The organism is Enterobacter asburiae, assembly GCF_024599655.1.
Taxonomy (GTDB): domain Bacteria; phylum Pseudomonadota; class Gammaproteobacteria; order Enterobacterales; family Enterobacteriaceae; genus Enterobacter; species Enterobacter asburiae_D.
This window is the reverse complement of record NZ_CP102247.1, coordinates 879,064-896,935: the sequence shown is the minus strand read 5'-3', so window position 1 is coordinate 896,935 and position 17,872 is coordinate 879,064. Positions and strand designations below refer to the sequence as shown.

Below are 17,872 nucleotides of genomic sequence, written 5' to 3'. Positions count from 1 at the left end.
GGTTCAAGTGAGTATAGCATTCTGCCGGATGACGGCTTCGCCTTATCCGGCCTACATTCGTAGGCCCGGTAAGCGCTGCGCCACCGGGCATCAGCGGCTACTCGTCTTCCAGGTAGGTGTACCCGTACAGACCCGCTTCAAACTCTTCCAGGAACTGCTGCTGGAGCGCATCGTCCAGACCGGTGTTTTTCACCTGGTCGCGGAACTGGGTAAGCAGTTTTTTCGGATCCAGCTGAACGTATTCCAGCATGTCCGCCACGGTGTCACCTTCATCGGACAGCTCGATTTCAACGTTACCGTCAGGGAACACGAACACGTCCACCGCTTCGGTATCGCCGAACAGGTTGTGCATGTTGCCGAGGATCTCCTGATACGCGCCGACCATAAAGAAGCCCAGCATCGGCGGGTTCTCCGGGTCGTACTCCGGCATTGGCATCGTCGTCGCAATACCGTCGCCGTCAACGTAGTGGTCGATAGCGCCGTCAGAGTCACAGGTGATGTCCAGCAGCACCGCACGACGTTCCGGCGCGTGGTTCAGCCCTTCCAGCGGCAGAACCGGGAACAGCTGGTCGATACCCCAGGCATCCGGCATCGACTGGAACAGCGAGAAGTTGACGTAAATCTTATCCGCCATACGCTCCTGCAGCTCGTCGATAATCGGACGGTGCGCGCGGTTGCTCGGGTCGAGCTGCTTCTGCACTTCATGGCACATGTTCAGATAAAGCTGCTCCGCCCACGCGCGCTCCTGCAGGCTGAAGGTGCCTGAAGAATAACCCACGTGAATGTCGTGCAGGTCCATCTGGCTGTCGTGCAGCCATTCACGCAGGGAACGACGCGTGCCCGGCTCGTGCATCTCCTGCCAGGTTTCCCACATGCTTTGCAGGGAACGCGGGGCATCGTCTGCCGGAGGCGTCGCTTCTGAGATTTCGCTACGCTCAACGCCGATGATGTTAGAGACCAGCACCGTATGGTGCGCGGTCACCGCGCGACCGGATTCGGTGATCACCGTCGGGTGCGGCAGGCCGTTCTCTTCACAGGCATCGCCGATCGCCCAGATGATATTGTTCGCGTATTCGTTCAGGCCGTAGTTCACCGAGCAGTCAGACTGCGAGCGGGTCCCTTCGTAGTCCACGCCGAGGCCGCCGCCCACGTCGAAGCACTGAATATTCACGCCAAGCTTGTGCAGCTCCACGTAGAAACGCGCGGATTCACGCACGCCGGTGGCGATGTCGCGAATATTGGCCATCTGCGAGCCGAGGTGGAAGTGCAGCAGCTGAATGCTGTCCAGACGACCGCGCTCGCGCAGGATTTCCACCAGCTGCAGAACCTGGTTTGCCGCCAGGCCGAACTTGGATTTCTCGCCGCCGGAGGACTGCCATTTACCGGAACCTTGTGACGCCAGACGCGCACGCACGCCAAGGCGTGGGATGACGTTCAGACGCTCGGCCTCTTCCAGCACGATGGCGATTTCGGTCATCTTTTCGATAACCAGATAGACCTTGTGGCCCATCTTCTCGCCAATCAGCGCCAGACGAATGTATTCACGGTCTTTATAACCGTTACAGACGATCACCGAACGGGTCATGCCCGCATGCGCCAGAACCGCCATCAGCTCCGCTTTGGAGCCAGCTTCCAGGCCCAGCGGCTCGCCGGAGTGGATCAGGGATTCAATCACGCGGCGGTGCTGGTTCACCTTGATCGGGTAAACCAGGAAATAGTCGCCTTTATAGCCGTAGGACTCACGCGCGCGCTTGAAGGCGGCGTTGATAGAACGCAGGCGATGTTGCAGGATCTGCGGGAAGCAGAACAGTGCAGGCAAACGCTGACCCTGAGCTTCACGGGCTTTCACCAGTTTAGCAAGGTCCACGCGCGCTTCAGGGACGTCCGGATCCGGGCAGACGCTGATGTGGCCCAGCTCGTTAACGTCGTAGTAGTTATTGCCCCACCAGGCAATATTGTAAGTGCGCAGCATCTTGCTGGCTTCCTCGGAGCTCATCGCAACCTCCTGCATAGAACGTAGTACACCCTGTTCGCCCGCTGACGAAGGCGAAAAAGAAGACATGTCGTCAGACATAGCGAACCTCAACTCTTTGTATTAAGTGTAAAACAGTTGACTACTATCGCAGCGTTATACGGCGATAACAACCCATAAACGGCTCCGTTTCCCAGCAGAGTATGCTGAAAACCAGACCGTGCGACCGGTTTCTTATTCATATCATTGTAAAACACGTATCCGAACTCTGTATGACAAGGTTCGGCGAAACCACGAGAAAACTCTTGTATTAACAAGAGCGCCCTTGTTCAGTTTTCACAGAGCGTAACCGGCCCTTGAATCCTGAGAAGCGCCGAGATGGGTATAACATCGGCAGGTTTGCAGACTAGAAATGCGGGTTGCGGGAATCAAATGCGCGCCAGAACGGCTGCGCTGAATGTGCGGAAAACGATGGTTCATTATCTCGTATCACCTCCACGGCCGCCTCTGCTGAAACGGACCACAAGCCAAAGCTAAAAGTTCACTGCTTAACCCGGCTGGAAGTGGCGACACGATGAGTTCATCGAGCGCTTATTTTATATGAGCCGCGCGCCGCGTTTTATACCGAGAACAGGGGTAAAAAGCAAAAGATAAATGTGCGTGTTGCCGGGGCCGTCAGGAATTATTGCCAGCCGCAATTTCAACTGAGTGAGAGGTTAGTCAAAAAAAACTGGAAATCGGGCGAAGAAGTGACCTAAAATAGCCATCCAGATGTTAATCCATCTATACTGATTAACACTCATACTGCCAGTGTCAAAAACCTGCAGGCCTTGGTAGAATTATCTCCTTTGGCTATTCCACACAGCAGCTTGAGCTAACCAAATTCCTCTTAGGTGAAATAAAACATGGCAAAACACCTGTTTACGTCCGAGTCCGTATCAGAAGGACATCCTGATAAAATTGCTGACCAAATCTCCGATGCGGTGCTGGATGCGATCTTGGCGCAGGATCCAAAAGCGCGCGTAGCGTGTGAAACCTATGTCAAAACCGGCATGGTTCTGGTCGGCGGTGAGATCACCACCAGCGCATGGGTTGATATCGAAGAGATCACCCGTAACACGGTGCGTGAGATCGGCTATGTGCATTCTGATATGGGCTTTGATGCCAACTCCTGCGCGGTACTGAGCGCAATTGGCAAACAGTCTCCAGACATCAACCAGGGCGTTGACCGTGCCGATCCGCTGGAACAGGGCGCGGGCGACCAGGGCCTGATGTTCGGCTATGCAACCAACGAAACCGACGTGCTGATGCCAGCACCGGTCACCTACGCGCACCGTCTGGTGCAGCGTCAGGCCGAAGTGCGTAAAAACGGCACCCTGCCGTGGCTGCGCCCGGATGCGAAAAGCCAGGTCACCTTCCAGTACGACGACGGTAAAATCGTCGGTATTGACGCGGTGGTTCTGTCTACCCAGCACTCCGAAGATATCGATCAGAAATCCCTGCAGGAAGCGGTGATGGAAGAGATCATCAAGCCGGTTCTGCCGACCGAATGGCTGAGCTCTGCGACCAAATTCTTCATTAACCCAACCGGACGCTTCGTTATCGGCGGCCCAATGGGTGACTGCGGTCTGACCGGTCGTAAAATCATCGTTGATACCTACGGCGGCATGGCGCGTCACGGTGGCGGTGCGTTCTCCGGTAAAGATCCGTCTAAAGTTGACCGTTCTGCGGCGTACGCTGCACGTTATGTTGCGAAAAACATCGTTGCTGCCGGCTTGGCTGACCGCTGTGAGATCCAGGTTTCCTACGCTATCGGCGTGGCTGAGCCAACCTCCATCATGGTTGAAACCTTTGGTACTGAAAAAGTGCCTTCAGAACAGCTGACGCTGCTGGTGCGCGAGTTCTTCGACCTGCGTCCATACGGCCTGATTCAGATGCTGGATCTGCTGCACCCAATCTACAAAGAAACCGCGGCATACGGTCACTTTGGTCGTGAACATTTCCCATGGGAAAAAACCGACAAAGCCGCCCTGCTGCGTGAAGCTGCCGGTCTGAAGTAATCGACTGACAGCGTTAAACAGGCCAGCCTTTGTGCTGGCCTTTTTTGTGTCGGGTGGCGGCTGCGCCTTACCCGACCTACGGGTTTTGAGGTGTTTGTAGGCTGGGTAAGGCGCAGCCGCCACCCGGCAATATTTGAAACCGATTACACCATGCCGAATATATCCCGCTTTCAGAATAATCTCTTTGCCTGATCGTCTTTCTTCTGCTGTTACATTTCATTTCAGTTAAGTCCGAAATTCTAACAAACGCGATGCGTATCACCTCGTTTACCTCTATATTTTCAAAGCCTTAATTATTTTTACGGTTTCACGTTAGTGTAACCGATTACACCTATGTGATTAATCTCACATATTTTTACGGGTCACTCACCTACCCTTTACATCAATAAAACTGATAACCCAACTGGAGGGCATAATGCCTGACAATAAAAAACAGGGGCGTACGTCCAACAAGGCGATGACATTCTTCGTCTGTTTCCTCGCCGCCCTGGCAGGATTACTTTTTGGCCTGGATATCGGCGTGATTGCCGGTGCATTACCTTTCATCACTGACGAGTTCCAGATCAGTGCTCACACCCAGGAGTGGGTGGTCAGCTCCATGATGTTTGGCGCGGCCGTCGGGGCCGTCGGCAGCGGCTGGCTCTCCTTCAAGCTCGGGCGTAAAAAGAGCCTGATGATCGGCGCGATCCTGTTCGTTGCCGGTTCACTCTTCTCTGCCGCAGCGCCTAACGTAGAGGTTCTGCTGGTTTCCCGCGTGCTGCTCGGCCTGGCCGTGGGCGTGGCGTCCTATACCGCTCCGCTTTACCTGTCTGAAATCGCGCCGGAGAAAATCCGCGGCAGTATGATTTCGATGTATCAGCTCATGATCACCATCGGTATTTTGGGCGCGTACCTTTCCGATACCGCGTTTAGCTACAGCGGCGCATGGCGCTGGATGCTCGGCGTGATCATCATCCCGGCCATTCTGCTGCTGATTGGCGTCTTCTTCCTTCCGGACAGCCCGCGCTGGTTTGCCGCAAAACGTCGATTCCACGATGCCGAACGCGTACTGATGCGCCTGCGCGACACCAGCGCCGAAGCGAAAAACGAGCTGGAAGAGATCCGCGAAAGCCTGAAGGTCAAACAGTCCGGCTGGGCGCTGTTTAAAGAGAACAGCAACTTCCGCCGCGCGGTGTTCCTCGGCGTGCTGCTTCAGGTGATGCAGCAGTTCACCGGGATGAACGTCATCATGTATTACGCGCCAAAAATCTTTGAGCTGGCGGGCTACACCAACACCACCGAGCAGATGTGGGGGACCGTCATCGTGGGTCTGACCAACGTGCTGGCGACCTTTATCGCCATCGGTCTGGTGGACCGCTGGGGACGTAAGCCAACCCTGACGCTGGGCTTCCTGGTGATGGCGGCCGGTATGGGTGTCCTCGGTACCATGATGCATGTGGGCATTCACTCACCAACCGCCCAGTACTTTGCCGTCGGCATGCTGCTGATGTTTATCGTCGGGTTTGCGATGAGCGCTGGCCCGCTGATTTGGGTGCTGTGCTCTGAGATCCAGCCGCTGAAAGGGCGTGATTTTGGTATCACCTGCTCTACCGCAACCAACTGGATTGCCAACATGATCGTCGGCGCAACGTTCCTGACCATGCTCAATACCCTGGGCAACGCGAACACCTTCTGGGTCTACGCCGGTCTGAATATCTTCTTTATTGTGCTGACTATCTGGCTGGTTCCAGAAACCAAACACGTTTCTCTGGAACATATTGAACGTAACCTGATGAAAGGTCGTCCTCTGCGCGAAATCGGCGCCCACGACTGATCCTCATGCGGGAGGCGCCTCTTGCGCCTCCCCGCTTCGCGCTTTATGCTCTGCTCCTATGAAAGCACCCCGTCTCCCCATCGCCCTTCAGCAAGCCGTTATGCGCTGCCTGCGGGAAAAACTCGCCCAGGCGAACCTGAAGCTCGGTCGCAATTACCCTGAACCTAAGATCGTTTATCAGCAGCGCGGCACCGCGGCCGGCACCGCCTGGCTCGAGCCTTATGAGATACGCCTTAACCCGGTGCTGATGATGGAAAACCAGCAGGCGTTTATCGAGGAAGTGGTACCGCACGAGCTGGCGCATCTGCTGGTGTGGAAACACTTCGGACGCGTCGCGCCCCACGGGAAAGAGTGGAAGTGGATGATGGAAGCGGTGCTCGGCGTTCCGGCACGCCGTACCCATCAGTTCGAACTGGAATCGGTGCGCCGCAATACCTTCCCCTACCGCTGCCAGTGTCAGCAGCATCAGCTTACCGTCCGCCGCCATAATCGCGTGGTGCGCGGCGAGGCGACTTACCGCTGCGTCAAATGCGGCGAGCCGCTGGTTGCGGAATAATCATCTGAACTTTCAGGAACTTTCCTGATCTGACTGATTGCATACAGGAACAACATTCGTTACGTTGCGGGCTCGTTTTGACACGGAGTGTAAGATGTCCCGTAATTTTTCTCTCGCGGTCGCCTTTCTGACGACGGCGCTCTCAGGCCATGCTCTGGCCGACGGTATCAACAGTTTTTCCCAGGCTAAGGCAGCAGGCGTGAAGGTGAACGCCGATGTGCCGGGTGATTTCTACTGCGGCTGCAAAATTAACTGGCAGGGTAAAAAAGGGGTCGTTGACCTTGAGTCCTGCGGCTATAAGGTGCGTAAAAACGAAAACCGCGCCAGCCGCATCGAATGGGAACATGTCGTTCCGGCCTGGCAGTTTGGCCACCAGCGCCAGTGCTGGCAGGACGGCGGACGTAAAAACTGTTCCAAAGATCCGGTTTACCGCCAGATGGAAAGCGATATGCATAACCTGCAGCCTGCGGTTGGCGAAGTGAACGGTGACCGCGGTAATTTCATGTACAGCCAGTGGAACGGTGGTGAAGGCCAGTACGGCCAGTGCGGTATGAAGGTTGATTTTAAAGAGAAAGTCGCCGAGCCCCCTGCCCGCGCGCGCGGCAGTATTGCCCGCACCTACTTCTATATGCGTGACCGTTATGACCTCAACCTTTCACGCCAGCAGACGCAGCTGTTCAACGCCTGGGACAAGCAGTACCCGGTGACGGAGTGGGAATGCCAGCGCGACGAGCGCATCGCCAGAGTCCAGGGGAATCACAACCCTTACGTCCAGCGGGCTTGCCAGGCGCAAAAGAGCTAACCTACACTACGGCAATTCGCTTATATCGCATGACACATGGAATTTCTGACTATGCGCATTCCCCGCATTTACCATCCTGAACTGATTACCGCAGGCCGCGAAATCGCCCTGTCTGATGACGCCGCCAACCACGTTGGCCGCGTGCTGCGCATGGGCGCAGGTCAGGCTATCCAGCTGTTCGACGGCTCGAACCAGGTTTTCGACGCGGAAATCACGCGGTCGGATAAAAAAAGCGTACACGTTAACGTGCTGCGTGGCGAAGTGGATGACCGGGAATCACCGCTGCACATCCATCTGGGCCAGGTGATGTCGCGCGGTGAGAAAATGGAGTTCACCATTCAGAAATCCATTGAACTGGGTGTAAGCCTCATTACGCCACTTTTTTCTGAGCGCTGTGGCGTTAAACTGGATGCGGAACGTCTGAACAAAAAGATCCAGCAGTGGCAGAAAATCGCCATTGCGGCTTGCGAACAGAGCGGCCGTAACCGTATTCCGGAGATCCGCCCGGCGATGGTTCTGGAGGACTGGTGTGCAGAAGAGGAGAAAGGGCTGAAGCTCAATCTTCATCCGCGCGCCAGCGCCAGCATCAATACGCTGCCCCTGCCCGTCGAGCGCGTACGCCTGCTGATTGGCCCCGAAGGCGGCCTGTCGGCGGACGAAATTGCGATGACGGCACGTTACCAGTTTACTGATATTCTGTTGGGACCTCGCGTTCTGCGCACTGAGACAACGGCACTCACGGCCATTACCGCGCTACAGGTACGGTTTGGCGATCTGGGTTGAAGCATTAACGGAGAAGAACATGATCAAGCTCGGCATCGTGATGGACCCCATCGCAAACATTAACATCAAGAAAGATTCCAGCTTCGCCATGCTGCTGGAAGCGCAGCGTCGCGGCTATGAACTCCACTATATGGAGATGAACGATCTTTACCTGATCAACGGTGAAGCGCGCGCGCGCACCCGCATCGTTAACGTCGAGCAGAACTACGACAAATGGTACGAGTTCGGCACCGAGCAGGACATTGCCCTGGCCGATCTCAACGTCATCCTGATGCGTAAAGATCCGCCGTTCGACACTGAATACATCTACAGCACCTACATCCTTGAGCGTGCAGAAGAGAAAGGCACGCTGATCGTCAACAAGCCGCAGAGCCTGCGCGACTGCAACGAGAAGCTCTACACCGCCTGGTTCTCTGAACTGACGCCGGAAACCCTGGTGACCCGCAGCAAAGCGCAGTTGAAGGAATTCTGGCAGAAGCACGGCGATATCATCATGAAGCCGCTGGACGGCATGGGCGGCGCGTCGATTTTCCGCGTGAAAGAGAGCGATCCGAACATTGGCGTGATTGCCGAAACGCTGACCGAACTCGGCACGCGTTACTGCATGGCGCAGAACTATATTCCGGCGATCAAAGACGGCGACAAACGCGTTTTGGTAGTGGATGGCGAACCGGTTCCATACTGCCTGGCACGTATTCCGCAGGGTGGCGAAACCCGAGGTAATCTGGCAGCCGGTGGCCGCGGCGAGCCGCGCCCGCTGACCGAAAGCGACTGGGAAATTGCCCGTCGCGTTGGCCCGACGCTGAAAGCCAAAGGCCTGATCTTCGTTGGCCTGGATATCATCGGCGATCGCCTGACCGAAGTGAACGTCACCAGCCCGACCTGCATTCGTGAAATTGAAGCGGAATTCCCGATTTCGATCACCGGAATGCTGATGGACGCTATCGAAAAACGTTTACAGAAATAACCTAACAATACTATTAGTGACAGCGCCTGTGTTTGTCCCCATACTGGGCGCTGTCGCTTTTTAAACCAGGAAACAGTACCTCTGACAATGAATTTACAGCATCACTTTCTTATTGCCATGCCTGCTCTCCAGGACCCGATTTTTCGCCGCGCTGTGGTGTACATTTGTGAATACAATGAAGACGGCGCGATGGGCATTATCATCAATAAACCGCTGGAAAATCTTCAGGTTGAAGGAATTCTGGACAAGCTGAAAATCCCGGCTGAAGCGCGACTGCCGGAAATCCGGCTTGATAAACCCGTGATGCTGGGTGGACCTCTTGCAGAAGATCGCGGTTTTATCCTGCATACGCCGCCGGTATTCTCTTCCAGCATTCGCATCTCCGACAACACCGTTATCACGACATCGCGTGACGTGCTCGAAACGCTGGGCACCGCAGAGCAGCCTTCTGAAGTGCTGGTGGCACTGGGCTATTCGTCGTGGGAGAAAGGCCAGCTTGAGCAAGAGATCCTCGATAACGCGTGGCTGACCGCACCTGCGGACATGAATATCCTGTTTAAAACCCCTATCGCCGATCGCTGGCGTGACGCGGCGAAGCTGATTGGCATTGATATCCTGACCATGCCTGGCGTAGCGGGGCACGCCTGATGAGCGGAACGCTTCTGGCCTTCGATTTTGGTACCAAAAGCATTGGCGTCGCCGTGGGTCAGCGCATCACCGGTACCGCGCGTCCGCTCACGGCCCTGAAGGCTAATGACGGCACGCCAGACTGGAATCTTATCGAGCGTCTGCTCAAAGAGTGGCAGCCGGATGACGTGATTGTTGGGCTGCCGCTGAACATGGACGGCACTGAACAACCGCTTACCGCCCGGGCGCGTAAGTTCGCCAATAAAATCCATGGCCGTTTTGGCGTCTCCGTGAAGCTTCACGACGAGCGTCTTAGCACCGTCGAAGCGCGTGCTGGCCTGTTTGAGCACGGCGGCTTCCGTGCGCTCAACAAAGGCAGCGTGGACTCCGCTTCTGCCGTCATCATCCTCGAAAGCTATTTCGACCAGGGCTTTTAAACAGAGGGGCCTACAGTCGCCCCTGCGCCCGTCTCTCCGCCAGACTCTGGTCAAAGTTCTGCATTCCTGCCTGCTGACCGGTCTGGATGATGCCGGGCAGTTGCCACGTTTTCCCTTCACGAATAAGATTCGCCGCCGCTGCGGTGTTCACCAGCAGTTCATACAACGCGACGCGCCCGCCCTGTAGATCGGGAAGCAGCTTTTGCGCCAGCACCGCCCGCAGGCTGCCGGCCAGCTGGTTACGCACCGGATCTTTCTCCTGCGCCGGGAACGTATCGACCAGCCGTTCAATCGCCTGCGATGCCCCGCGCGTGTGCAGCGTCGCCAGCACCAAATGTCCGGTCTCCGCCGCCGTCAGCGCCAGGCGGATCGTTTCGCTGTCGCGCAGCTCCCCCAGCAGAATAACGTCCGGATCCTGGCGTAAGGCACTGCGCAGCGCGTCGGCAAATGACGGGCTGTGCTGGCCTATCTCCCGCTGCTGGATCAGGCAACGCTCGCTCTGGTAGATAAACTCCACCGGATCTTCAAGCGTGAGGATATGGCCGTCAGCATGGCGGTTAAGAAAATCGACCATCGCCGCCAGCGTAGTGGATTTACCGCTGCCGGTTGCCCCTGTCACCAGAATCAGCCCGGCGTCATTGGATAACAGTTCCGGGATTGCCCGCGGCGCGCCCAGCGAAGCGAGCTGCGGGCAGGTACGCGGCAACAGCCGCAGCGTCACAGAGATACCGCTCATCTGCTTAAAGGCACTGCCGCGCAGACGCTGGCCTCCCGTCACCGTCGCGGCAAAGTCCACCTGCCCGTTCGCCCACCATGTTCCCTGCTGCTCATCGTTGAGCCACGCTTTTAATAACGCCCCAACGTCGGGAGGTGGAAAGGGAGCAGGCTCAAGCCGGCCTAATCTGCGCCAGCGCGGTGGTGAATCACTGCACAGGTGTAGATCGGAGACGTTATGCTTTACACTAAGGGCCACAATTTCTTCCACATCCATAGACTACTCCTCGGAAAATGAACGACATTGCGCATAACCTGGCACAGGTCCGGGACAAAATCTCAGCCGCTACAACGCGTTGCGGCCGGGCTTCAGAAGAAATTACGCTGCTTGCAGTCAGCAAAACCAAGCCTGCGAGCGCCATCGCAGAAGCCATTGATGCAGGACAGCGAGCGTTTGGTGAAAACTACGTGCAGGAAGGCGTGGATAAAATTCGCTACTTCCAGGAACAGGGGAAGACGAGTCTGCAATGGCACTTTATTGGCCCGCTGCAGTCGAACAAAAGCCGTCTGGTGGCAGAGCACTTCGACTGGTGCCATACCGTTGACCGTCTGCGCATTGCTACCCGTCTGAACGACCAGCGTCCGGCAGACATGCCTGCGCTTAACGTGCTGATTCAAATCAACATCAGCGACGAAAACAGCAAGTCCGGCATTGCGCTGAGCGAACTGGACGCGCTGGCCGCAGAGGTGGCAGAACTGCCGCGATTAACCCTGCGCGGGCTGATGGCCATTCCGGCGCCTGAGTCAAGTTATGAAAGGCAGTTTGCCGTGGCACAGCAAATGGCTGTAGCATTTGAGGCGCTTAAAGCGCGCTATAACACGGTAGACACGCTTTCTTTGGGCATGTCGGATGATATGGAAGCCGCCATCGCGGCAGGCAGCACTATGGTGCGCATCGGCACGGCAATTTTCGGTGCGCGCGACTACTCAAAATAATAAGGAAACCTGAGGAACGCCATGAAGACGTTGACTTTCCTACTCTCAACTGTGCTTGAGCTGTATACGATGGCGCTTTTGCTGCGCGTCTGGATGCAGTGGGCCCGCTGTGATTTTTACAATCCGTTCTCGCAGTTTGTCGTGAAAATCACGCAGCCTATTGTCGGACCATTGCGCCGTATTATCCCGGCCATGGGTCCCATCGACAGTTCGTCTCTGCTGGTGGCGTTTATTCTGAGCGTTATCAAAGCAATCGTGCTGTTTATGGTCATTACCTTCCAGCCGATTATCTGGATTGCCGCGGTCCTGATTCTGGTCAAAACCGTCGGCCTGCTGATTTTCTGGGTGCTGCTGGTCATGGCCATTATGAGTTGGGTGAGCCAGGGGCGTAGCCCGGTGGAGTATGCTTTGATTCAGCTGGCCGAGCCGCTGCTGCGTCCGATCCGTAACCTGCTTCCGTCTATGGGCGGCATCGATTTTTCCCCGATGATCCTGGTTCTGCTGCTCTATGTGGTCAACATGGGGATCGCTGAGCTGTTACAGTCCACGGGCAACATGCTGCTGCCGGGGCTGTGGATGGCGCTATGAGTGCAGTAAGCACCTACGCTGACGGGCTGGTCTTGCGGCTGTATATTCAGCCCAAAGCCAGCCGTGACAGTATTGTCGGGCTGCACGGCGACGAGTTAAAAGTCGCCATCACCGCCCCGCCGGTTGACGGCCAGGCGAACGCGCATCTGACCAAATATCTGGCAAAACAGTTTCGCGTCGCCAAAAGCCAGGTCATCATTGAAAAAGGTGAACTTGGGCGACATAAACAGGTAAAAATCCTTAATCCGCAATCTATCCCGACGGAAGTCGCGGCTCTGAAAGAACAGGACTAAACCATGCAGAAAGTTGTTCTCGCGACCGGCAACGCCGGTAAAGTGCGCGAGCTGGCCTCGCTATTAAATGATTTTGGGCTGGACGTGGTCGCCCAGACCGATCTTGGCGTGGAGTCCGCCGAAGAGACGGGGCTGACGTTTATCGAAAACGCGATCCTAAAAGCACGCCACGCCGCGCAGATTACCGGCCTGCCAGCAATTGCCGACGACTCCGGCCTGGCCGTGGATTTTCTCGGCGGCGCGCCGGGGATTTACTCCGCGCGCTACTCCGGCGTTGACGCCACCGACCAGCAGAATCTGGAAAAGCTGCTTGTCGCTCTGAAAGACGTCCCGGACGAGCAACGCACCGCGCAGTTCCACTGCGTGCTGGTCTATATGCGTCACGCAGAAGACCCGACGCCGATCGTCTGCCACGGCAGCTGGCCGGGTGTGATTACCCGTGAAGCGGCTGGCAACGGCGGCTTTGGCTACGACCCGATTTTCTTTGTCCCGACCGAGGGCAAAACCGCTGCGGAACTGACCCGCGAAGAGAAAAGCGCGATTTCCCACCGTGGACGCGCGCTGAAACTGTTACTGGAAGCACTGCGTAATGGCTAATTTGCCGCCTCTGAGTCTTTATATTCACATCCCGTGGTGCGTGCAGAAATGCCCGTACTGCGATTTCAACTCGCACGCGCTGAAGGGCGAAGTGCCGCACGATGACTACGTTGCGCATCTGCTGGCCGACCTGGACGCCGATGTCGCTTACGCACAGGGACGTGAAGTTAAGACCATTTTCATTGGTGGCGGTACGCCTAGCCTGCTGTCCGGCCCGGCGATGCAGACGCTGCTGGACGGCGTGCGTGCGCGCCTGAACCTGGCGGCGGATGCGGAAATTACGATGGAAGCCAACCCCGGCACCGTTGAAGCCGACCGTTTTGTCGACTATCAGCGCGCGGGCGTGAACCGCATCTCCATCGGCGTGCAGAGCTTTAGCGAGCCGAAGCTAAAACGTCTGGGTCGCATTCACGGCCCGGAAGAGGCGAAGCGCGCGGCAAACCTGGCGAGCGGGCTTAATCTTCGCAGCTTCAACCTCGATTTGATGCACGGCCTGCCGGATCAGTCGCTGGAAGAGGCGCTGGACGACCTGCGCCAGGCGATCGAGCTGAACCCACCGCACCTGTCGTGGTATCAGCTCACCATCGAGCCAAACACGCTGTTTGGCTCGCGCCCGCCGGTGCTGCCGGACGACGACGCGCTGTGGGATATCTTCGAGCAGGGCCACAGGCTTCTAACCGCTGCGGGCTATCAGCAGTATGAAACGTCCGCGTACGCGAAGCCGGGCTATCAGTGCCAGCACAACCTGAACTACTGGCGCTTTGGCGACTATCTGGGGATTGGCTGCGGCGCGCACGGCAAGGTGACCTTCCCGGACGGGCGCATTCTGCGCACCGCCAAAACCCGCCACCCGCGCGGGTATATGGAAGGCCGCTACCTGGAGCGTCAGCACGACGTTGAGGCGGCGGATAAGCCGTTTGAGTTCTTTATGAACCGCTTCCGTCTGCTGGAAGCTGCGCCGCGCGCGGAATTTGTGCGTTATACCGGGCTGTCGGAGTCGGTGATTCGCCCGCAGATCGACGAGGCGCTGGCGCAGGGGTATCTCACCGAGTGTGAGGAATACTGGCAGATCACCGAGCACGGCAAACTGTTCTTAAACTCCCTTCTTGAGCTGTTCCTCGCCGAAGAATCCTGAAGGCTGATTCAGGATTTTGCATCCCGTTCTGCCGGCTGAGGGAAAGGCTGGCAGAGTGTGGGGATGGAAATTACTCGTTCTTATGCAAAACAGCTCAGACGTGAGCTGACAAAAGAAGAAAGGCGGCTTTGGTATCTACTGCGCAGCCGCCGTTTCGAAAATTATAAATTTCGTCGACAGCATCCTGTAGGTCACTACATTCTGGATTTCGCCTGCTGCGCGGCTCGTCTGGCCGTTGAGCTGGATGGCGGGCAACATGATGAAAAGCAGGAATACGATCGTCAAAGGACGTTGTGGTTAAACCAAAAGGGCTGGCTCGTTATTCGATTCTGGAACAACGAACTCTGGAATAACGAAGAGGCTGTGTTGGAAAAGATCCTTGAAACACTGCAAGCGCCTCAACCCTCACCCCGGCCCTCTCCCTGAAAGGGAGAGGGAGCAAACCATCCCCTCGCCCCTTTGGGGAGAGGGTTAGGGTGAGGGGTCCAGCGTGCAGAGATCTTACTTAAGCGTCCCCACCAGCGCCTTCCGGCTATCTTCCAGCGACACCACGCGTTTACACACGTCTTTGCCGAACTGCTGGAAATCATCTTCCTGGTTCTTCCACTCGTTCTGAATGGAGGTCTGCAAGCCGCCCAGACTGCCCAGCACGCCCTGCAGCGGGTTACCGCCGCCTTTCAGCACTGCTTTGGCACCCATCTCGTTGATGCTGTCCTGCAGGATGCCGCCCATCGCCTGATTCACCAGCTGCTGCCCGTCAGCACGGACCTGATCAATCGCCTTGTAGTGGAACGTCAGGCCGTCGGTGCGCGTCTCGATAATGCGGTTCATCTGCTCTTTAAGCTGCTTATCGAGCTTCGTCAGGCGGGTGCGCATATTGCTGCTCTCCCCCACCTCTTTGGTGATGATCTTATCCAGCGCCACGCGGCTTTTCTCAACGCGGGTCAGCGCGCCTTCATTAATCCATGGCAGCGCGGTACGCAAATCGGCCTGATAGTCTTTCGCCTGCTCACGCTGTGCGGCAGTCAGGTTGTACTGCTTGCCGTTATAGGTGACGTTCCCTTCTGGCGTAATCACCAGATTGCCGTTCTCGCCTTTGACCTGCACGGTTTGCGGGCTTAACACCACGTCATCACGCGGGGTGACGCTACATTGATAATCCGCATGGGCGGTGAATCCGGTTGCCATCAAAGCAACAGCCAGCAACGTTTTGCGCATCTTAAACACTCCCTCAGACAAAATGGGCCAGCTAATGCTGGCCCTTTACTGCTTTGTTAGTCCCACCAAACGTCGAAAAGTTCGCTGACGCGGACATCTTCGAGCTTGTGGTCTTCAAGCCATTTACGTACCAGCGCCTGATGTTCTTCGGTGCATTTACCCACTTCCTGGGTGCAGATCAGACCTTCCCATGCCAGGTAACCGCTACCGTCGAAGGCCAGCTTGTTTGGCTCAATCACGTCATTGATGAACGCGTCAACGTCCTGATCGATCTGTTCTACACTGGTGCCTTCCGGGAAACGCCACGCAACGGAGAAGCCCACTTCCTGGAATTCTTCGATGTGCATCTTTTTACGCAGACGACGGCTACGATTCTTTGCCATTATTTCACCCTCTCGAACATTAAGTCCCATACACCGTGACCAAGACGATGGCCACGCTGTTCAAATTTCGTTACCGGACGCGATTCCGGACGCGGTACATAGTCGTTGCTCGCAGACTGGTTTTTATACCCATCCAGCGACGACATCACTTCCAGCATATGTTCCGCATACGGTTCCCAGTCGGTCGCCATATGGAAGACACCGCCCAGCTTCAGCTTACTTTTCACCAGCTCGGCAAACGGTGCCTGAACGATACGGCGTTTATTATGACGTGCTTTGTGCCACGGGTCAGGGAAAAAGAGCTGAACCATGGTTAAAGAATTGTCAGGAATCATTTTATGCAGCACTTCCACCGCGTCGTGACACATTACGCGCAGGTTCTCAACGCCCTCTTCATGGGCCGTTGCCAGGCATGCCCCCACGCCCGGAGAGTGGACTTCGATACCGAGGAAGTTCTGCTCCGGGCGGGCTTTCGCCATGGTCACCAGCGAGGTGCCCATACCAAAACCGATCTCCAGCGTGACGGGGGCTTCGCGGCCAAACAGCTCAGTAAAGTCCAGAGGCTGCTCGCTGAACTCAACGCCCATCACCGGCCAGTAGTTGTCCAGCGCATGTTGCTGCCCTTTTGTCAGGCGGCCCTGACGGCGGACAAAGCTGCGAATACGGCGCAGCGGGCGACCGTTTTCATCAAATTCCGGTGAAATGACGTCGTTTTTCATAAAAGAGTTGTCTGCTTGTGAGAATGTTCGGGAAACGGGCATTATCCAAAGTTAAGGCTTCTATGCAAGCATGGGAAAGATCCGGTTTACAGCAGATTGACGCTGTGCTGCAATCTGCGTCCCTGATTATGCGAATCGATGACCATGCAAGCCTCTCAATTTTCAGCCCAGGTGCTGGACTGGTACGACAAATACGGGCGTAAAACCCTGCCCTGGCAAATTGAAAAAACGCCTTACAAAGTATGGCTCTCCGAGGTGATGTTGCAACAAACGCAGGTCGCCACGGTGATCCCATACTTCGAGCGTTTTATGGCGCGCTTCCCGACGGTGACCGATCTGGCGAATGCGCCATTAGACGAAGTGCTGCACCTGTGGACCGGCCTGGGCTATTACGCCCGCGCGCGTAACCTTCACAAGGCCGCACAGCAGGTTGCCACGCGCCACAACGGGACATTCCCGGAAACCTTCGACGAGGTGGCCGATCTCCCCGGCGTCGGACGTTCAACTGCAGGCGCTATTCTCTCCCTGTCTTTAGGCAAGCATTTCCCGATCCTCGACGGCAACGTGAAGCGCGTGCTGGCACGCTGCTATGCCGTCGACGGCTGGCCGGGGAAGAAGGACGTTGAAAAACGTCTGTGGGAAATAAGTGAAGCGGTCACCCCGGCCAACGGCGTCGAGCGTTTCAACCAGGCGATGATGGATCTCGGCGCGATGGTCTGCACGCGCTCAAAACCAAAATGCGAACTCTGCCCGGTGAATAATCTCTGCGTGGCGTATGCCAACCATTCATGGGCGCAATATCCGGGTAAGAAACCCAAACAGACGCTGCCGGAGCGCACCGGCTATATGCTGCTGATGCAGCACGGCGACGAGGTATTCCTCGCCCAGCGTCCACCGAGCGGCCTGTGGGGTGGTCTATACTGCTTCCCACAGTTTGAAAATGAAGACCTGCTGCGTGAATGGCTTAAACAGCGCGGGATTGCTGCCGATAACCTGACGCAGCTGACCGCGTTTCGCCATACCTTCAGCCATTTCCACCTGGATATTGTACCCATGTGGCTTCCCGTGTCGTCATTTGCCTCGTGCATGGATGAAGGCACCGCTCTCTGGTATAACTTAGCGCAACCGCCATCAGTCGGACTGGCGGCTCCCGTGGAGCGCCTGTTACAACAATTACGTGCCGGTGCAATGGTTTAGCATCGACAAGAAAAA

At 56.4% G+C, this 17,872-nt stretch carries 22 protein-coding genes; 15 read left to right on the top strand and 7 right to left on the bottom strand.

Annotated elements, in window-relative coordinates; genetic code table 11:
• Window positions 1–97 precede the first annotated feature (97 nt).
• The 3 genes from speA to yqgG form a co-directional block, all read right to left on the bottom strand.
• Window positions 98–2,074, bottom strand: a complete 1,977-nt coding sequence (gene speA, locus NQ230_RS04385) for a biosynthetic arginine decarboxylase (RefSeq protein ID WP_047650174.1) — start codon at window positions 2,072–2,074, stop codon at window positions 98–100.
• Between the two features lie 8 nt (window positions 2,075–2,082).
• The gene (yqgB, locus tag NQ230_RS04380; RefSeq protein WP_127312443.1) at window positions 2,083–2,214 is read right to left on the bottom strand and encodes an acid stress response protein YqgB; all 132 of its coding nucleotides are present in this window, start codon (window positions 2,212–2,214) and stop codon (window positions 2,083–2,085) included.
• 94 nt (window positions 2,215–2,308) lie between these two features.
• Complete coding sequence (yqgG, locus tag NQ230_RS23030) at window positions 2,309–2,452, bottom strand: small protein YqgG (protein WP_420095149.1); 144 nt, start codon at window positions 2,450–2,452, stop codon at window positions 2,309–2,311.
• A gap of 425 nt (window positions 2,453–2,877) precedes the next feature.
• Here yqgG and metK point away from each other — a divergent pair, with 425 nt between their 5' ends.
• The 8 genes from metK (at window position 2,878) to ruvX (ending at window position 10,017) form a co-directional block, all read left to right on the top strand.
• Complete coding sequence (gene metK / locus NQ230_RS04375; RefSeq protein WP_010435443.1) at window positions 2,878–4,032, top strand: methionine adenosyltransferase; 1,155 nt, start codon at window positions 2,878–2,880, stop codon at window positions 4,030–4,032.
• Window positions 4,033–4,447: 415 nt separating this feature from the next.
• The gene (gene galP, locus NQ230_RS04370) at window positions 4,448–5,845 is read left to right on the top strand and encodes a galactose/proton symporter (RefSeq protein WP_023309123.1); all 1,398 of its coding nucleotides are present in this window, start codon (window positions 4,448–4,450) and stop codon (window positions 5,843–5,845) included.
• Window positions 5,846–5,903: 58 nt separating this feature from the next.
• On the top strand, window positions 5,904–6,401 hold the full coding sequence (locus tag NQ230_RS04365; protein WP_045888327.1) for a SprT family zinc-dependent metalloprotease: 498 nt from the start codon (window positions 5,904–5,906) through the stop codon (window positions 6,399–6,401).
• Between the two features lie 94 nt (window positions 6,402–6,495).
• Complete coding sequence (gene endA, locus NQ230_RS04360) at window positions 6,496–7,203, top strand: deoxyribonuclease I (protein WP_121424609.1); 708 nt, start codon at window positions 6,496–6,498, stop codon at window positions 7,201–7,203.
• Between the two features lie 51 nt (window positions 7,204–7,254).
• Window positions 7,255–7,986 (top strand): 16S rRNA (uracil(1498)-N(3))-methyltransferase, encoded by a 732-nt coding sequence (rsmE, locus tag NQ230_RS04355; RefSeq protein WP_257261313.1) that lies wholly within the window; start codon window positions 7,255–7,257, stop codon window positions 7,984–7,986.
• Between the two features lie 19 nt (window positions 7,987–8,005).
• Window positions 8,006–8,953 carry a glutathione synthase gene (gene gshB / locus NQ230_RS04350; protein ID WP_159514863.1) on the top strand — a complete coding sequence of 316 codons (948 nt, stop codon included), beginning with the start codon at window positions 8,006–8,008 and terminating at the stop codon, window positions 8,951–8,953.
• An 87-nt stretch (window positions 8,954–9,040) separates the two neighbouring features.
• Entirely contained in the window at window positions 9,041–9,601 is a 561-nt protein-coding gene (locus tag NQ230_RS04345; RefSeq protein WP_008499752.1) for a YqgE/AlgH family protein, read from the top strand.
• Window positions 9,601–10,017, top strand: a complete 417-nt coding sequence (gene ruvX / locus NQ230_RS04340) for a Holliday junction resolvase RuvX (RefSeq protein ID WP_029739223.1) — start codon at window positions 9,601–9,603, stop codon at window positions 10,015–10,017. The genes NQ230_RS04345 and ruvX overlap by 1 nt, the downstream gene beginning before the upstream one ends.
• Before the next feature lie 10 nt (window positions 10,018–10,027).
• Here the strand turns inward: ruvX and NQ230_RS04335 are convergent, their stop codons facing one another.
• The gene (locus tag NQ230_RS04335; RefSeq protein ID WP_121424610.1) at window positions 10,028–11,008 is read right to left on the bottom strand and encodes a type IV pilus twitching motility protein PilT; all 981 of its coding nucleotides are present in this window, start codon (window positions 11,006–11,008) and stop codon (window positions 10,028–10,030) included.
• 17 nt (window positions 11,009–11,025) lie between these two features.
• Here NQ230_RS04335 and NQ230_RS04330 point away from each other — a divergent pair, with 17 nt between their 5' ends.
• From NQ230_RS04330 to NQ230_RS04305, 6 genes are all read left to right on the top strand, one after another.
• Window positions 11,026–11,727 carry a YggS family pyridoxal phosphate-dependent enzyme gene (locus tag NQ230_RS04330; RefSeq protein WP_257260154.1) on the top strand — a complete coding sequence of 234 codons (702 nt, stop codon included), beginning with the start codon at window positions 11,026–11,028 and terminating at the stop codon, window positions 11,725–11,727.
• 21 nt (window positions 11,728–11,748) lie between these two features.
• The gene (locus NQ230_RS04325) at window positions 11,749–12,315 is read left to right on the top strand and encodes a YggT family protein (RefSeq protein WP_121424612.1); all 567 of its coding nucleotides are present in this window, start codon (window positions 11,749–11,751) and stop codon (window positions 12,313–12,315) included.
• Window positions 12,312–12,608 carry a DUF167 family protein YggU gene (gene yggU, locus NQ230_RS04320; RefSeq protein WP_257260151.1) on the top strand — a complete coding sequence of 99 codons (297 nt, stop codon included), beginning with the start codon at window positions 12,312–12,314 and terminating at the stop codon, window positions 12,606–12,608. Before NQ230_RS04325 ends, yggU begins: the two co-directional genes overlap by 4 nt.
• Window positions 12,609–12,611: 3 nt before the next feature.
• Entirely contained in the window at window positions 12,612–13,205 is a 594-nt protein-coding gene (locus NQ230_RS04315) for an XTP/dITP diphosphatase (RefSeq protein ID WP_048979374.1), read from the top strand.
• The gene (gene hemW, locus NQ230_RS04310) at window positions 13,198–14,340 is read left to right on the top strand and encodes a radical SAM family heme chaperone HemW (protein WP_121424614.1); all 1,143 of its coding nucleotides are present in this window, start codon (window positions 13,198–13,200) and stop codon (window positions 14,338–14,340) included. The genes NQ230_RS04315 and hemW overlap by 8 nt, the downstream gene beginning before the upstream one ends.
• 63 nt (window positions 14,341–14,403) lie before the next feature.
• Window positions 14,404–14,766: an endonuclease domain-containing protein gene (locus NQ230_RS04305; RefSeq protein ID WP_193940432.1), complete on the top strand. Its 363-nt coding sequence runs from the start codon at window positions 14,404–14,406 to the stop codon at window positions 14,764–14,766.
• A gap of 75 nt (window positions 14,767–14,841) precedes the next feature.
• Here the strand turns inward: NQ230_RS04305 and NQ230_RS04300 are convergent, their stop codons facing one another.
• The 3 genes from NQ230_RS04300 to trmB are packed head-to-tail and all read right to left on the bottom strand — an operon-like array spanning window position 14,842 to window position 16,660.
• Window positions 14,842–15,558, bottom strand: coding sequence for a YggN family protein (locus NQ230_RS04300; RefSeq protein WP_257260149.1), 717 nt, complete (start codon window positions 15,556–15,558; stop codon window positions 14,842–14,844).
• A gap of 56 nt (window positions 15,559–15,614) precedes the next feature.
• Window positions 15,615–15,941, bottom strand: a complete 327-nt coding sequence (locus NQ230_RS04295; RefSeq protein ID WP_014885198.1) for a YggL family protein — start codon at window positions 15,939–15,941, stop codon at window positions 15,615–15,617.
• On the bottom strand, window positions 15,941–16,660 hold the full coding sequence (gene trmB, locus NQ230_RS04290; protein ID WP_023333355.1) for a tRNA (guanosine(46)-N7)-methyltransferase TrmB: 720 nt from the start codon (window positions 16,658–16,660) through the stop codon (window positions 15,941–15,943). Before trmB ends, NQ230_RS04295 begins: the two co-directional genes overlap by 1 nt.
• 144 nt (window positions 16,661–16,804) lie before the next feature.
• Between trmB and mutY the strand changes: the two genes are divergently transcribed.
• On the top strand, window positions 16,805–17,857 hold the full coding sequence (gene mutY / locus NQ230_RS04285; RefSeq protein ID WP_213822015.1) for an A/G-specific adenine glycosylase: 1,053 nt from the start codon (window positions 16,805–16,807) through the stop codon (window positions 17,855–17,857).
• Window positions 17,858–17,872: the final 15 nt, after the last annotated feature.

What these genes read in the sequence shown, in the direction of transcription:
- speA (WP_047650174.1), bottom strand. Translation starts at nt 2,074, where the DNA reads ATGTCTGACGACATGTCTTCTTTTTCGCCTTCGTCAGCGGGCGAACAG.
- yqgB (WP_127312443.1), bottom strand. Translation starts at nt 2,214, where the DNA reads ATGAATAAGAAACCGGTCGCACGGTCTGGTTTTCAGCATACTCTGCTG.
- yqgG (WP_420095149.1), bottom strand. Translation starts at nt 2,452, where the DNA reads ATGAACCATCGTTTTCCGCACATTCAGCGCAGCCGTTCTGGCGCGCAT.
- metK (WP_010435443.1), top strand. Translation starts at nt 2,878, where the DNA reads ATGGCAAAACACCTGTTTACGTCCGAGTCCGTATCAGAAGGACATCCT.
- galP (WP_023309123.1), top strand. Translation starts at nt 4,448, where the DNA reads ATGCCTGACAATAAAAAACAGGGGCGTACGTCCAACAAGGCGATGACA.
- NQ230_RS04365 (WP_045888327.1), top strand. Translation starts at nt 5,904, where the DNA reads ATGAAAGCACCCCGTCTCCCCATCGCCCTTCAGCAAGCCGTTATGCGC.
- endA (WP_121424609.1), top strand. Translation starts at nt 6,496, where the DNA reads ATGTCCCGTAATTTTTCTCTCGCGGTCGCCTTTCTGACGACGGCGCTC.
- rsmE (WP_257261313.1), top strand. Translation starts at nt 7,255, where the DNA reads ATGCGCATTCCCCGCATTTACCATCCTGAACTGATTACCGCAGGCCGC.
- gshB (WP_159514863.1), top strand. Translation starts at nt 8,006, where the DNA reads ATGATCAAGCTCGGCATCGTGATGGACCCCATCGCAAACATTAACATC.
- NQ230_RS04345 (WP_008499752.1), top strand. Translation starts at nt 9,041, where the DNA reads ATGAATTTACAGCATCACTTTCTTATTGCCATGCCTGCTCTCCAGGAC.
- ruvX (WP_029739223.1), top strand. Translation starts at nt 9,601, where the DNA reads ATGAGCGGAACGCTTCTGGCCTTCGATTTTGGTACCAAAAGCATTGGC.
- NQ230_RS04335 (WP_121424610.1), bottom strand. Translation starts at nt 11,008, where the DNA reads ATGGATGTGGAAGAAATTGTGGCCCTTAGTGTAAAGCATAACGTCTCC.
- NQ230_RS04330 (WP_257260154.1), top strand. Translation starts at nt 11,026, where the DNA reads ATGAACGACATTGCGCATAACCTGGCACAGGTCCGGGACAAAATCTCA.
- NQ230_RS04325 (WP_121424612.1), top strand. Translation starts at nt 11,749, where the DNA reads ATGAAGACGTTGACTTTCCTACTCTCAACTGTGCTTGAGCTGTATACG.
- yggU (WP_257260151.1), top strand. Translation starts at nt 12,312, where the DNA reads ATGAGTGCAGTAAGCACCTACGCTGACGGGCTGGTCTTGCGGCTGTAT.
- NQ230_RS04315 (WP_048979374.1), top strand. Translation starts at nt 12,612, where the DNA reads ATGCAGAAAGTTGTTCTCGCGACCGGCAACGCCGGTAAAGTGCGCGAG.
- hemW (WP_121424614.1), top strand. Translation starts at nt 13,198, where the DNA reads ATGGCTAATTTGCCGCCTCTGAGTCTTTATATTCACATCCCGTGGTGC.
- NQ230_RS04305 (WP_193940432.1), top strand. Translation starts at nt 14,404, where the DNA reads ATGGAAATTACTCGTTCTTATGCAAAACAGCTCAGACGTGAGCTGACA.
- NQ230_RS04300 (WP_257260149.1), bottom strand. Translation starts at nt 15,558, where the DNA reads ATGCGCAAAACGTTGCTGGCTGTTGCTTTGATGGCAACCGGATTCACC.
- NQ230_RS04295 (WP_014885198.1), bottom strand. Translation starts at nt 15,941, where the DNA reads ATGGCAAAGAATCGTAGCCGTCGTCTGCGTAAAAAGATGCACATCGAA.
- trmB (WP_023333355.1), bottom strand. Translation starts at nt 16,660, where the DNA reads ATGAAAAACGACGTCATTTCACCGGAATTTGATGAAAACGGTCGCCCG.
- mutY (WP_213822015.1), top strand. Translation starts at nt 16,805, where the DNA reads ATGCAAGCCTCTCAATTTTCAGCCCAGGTGCTGGACTGGTACGACAAA.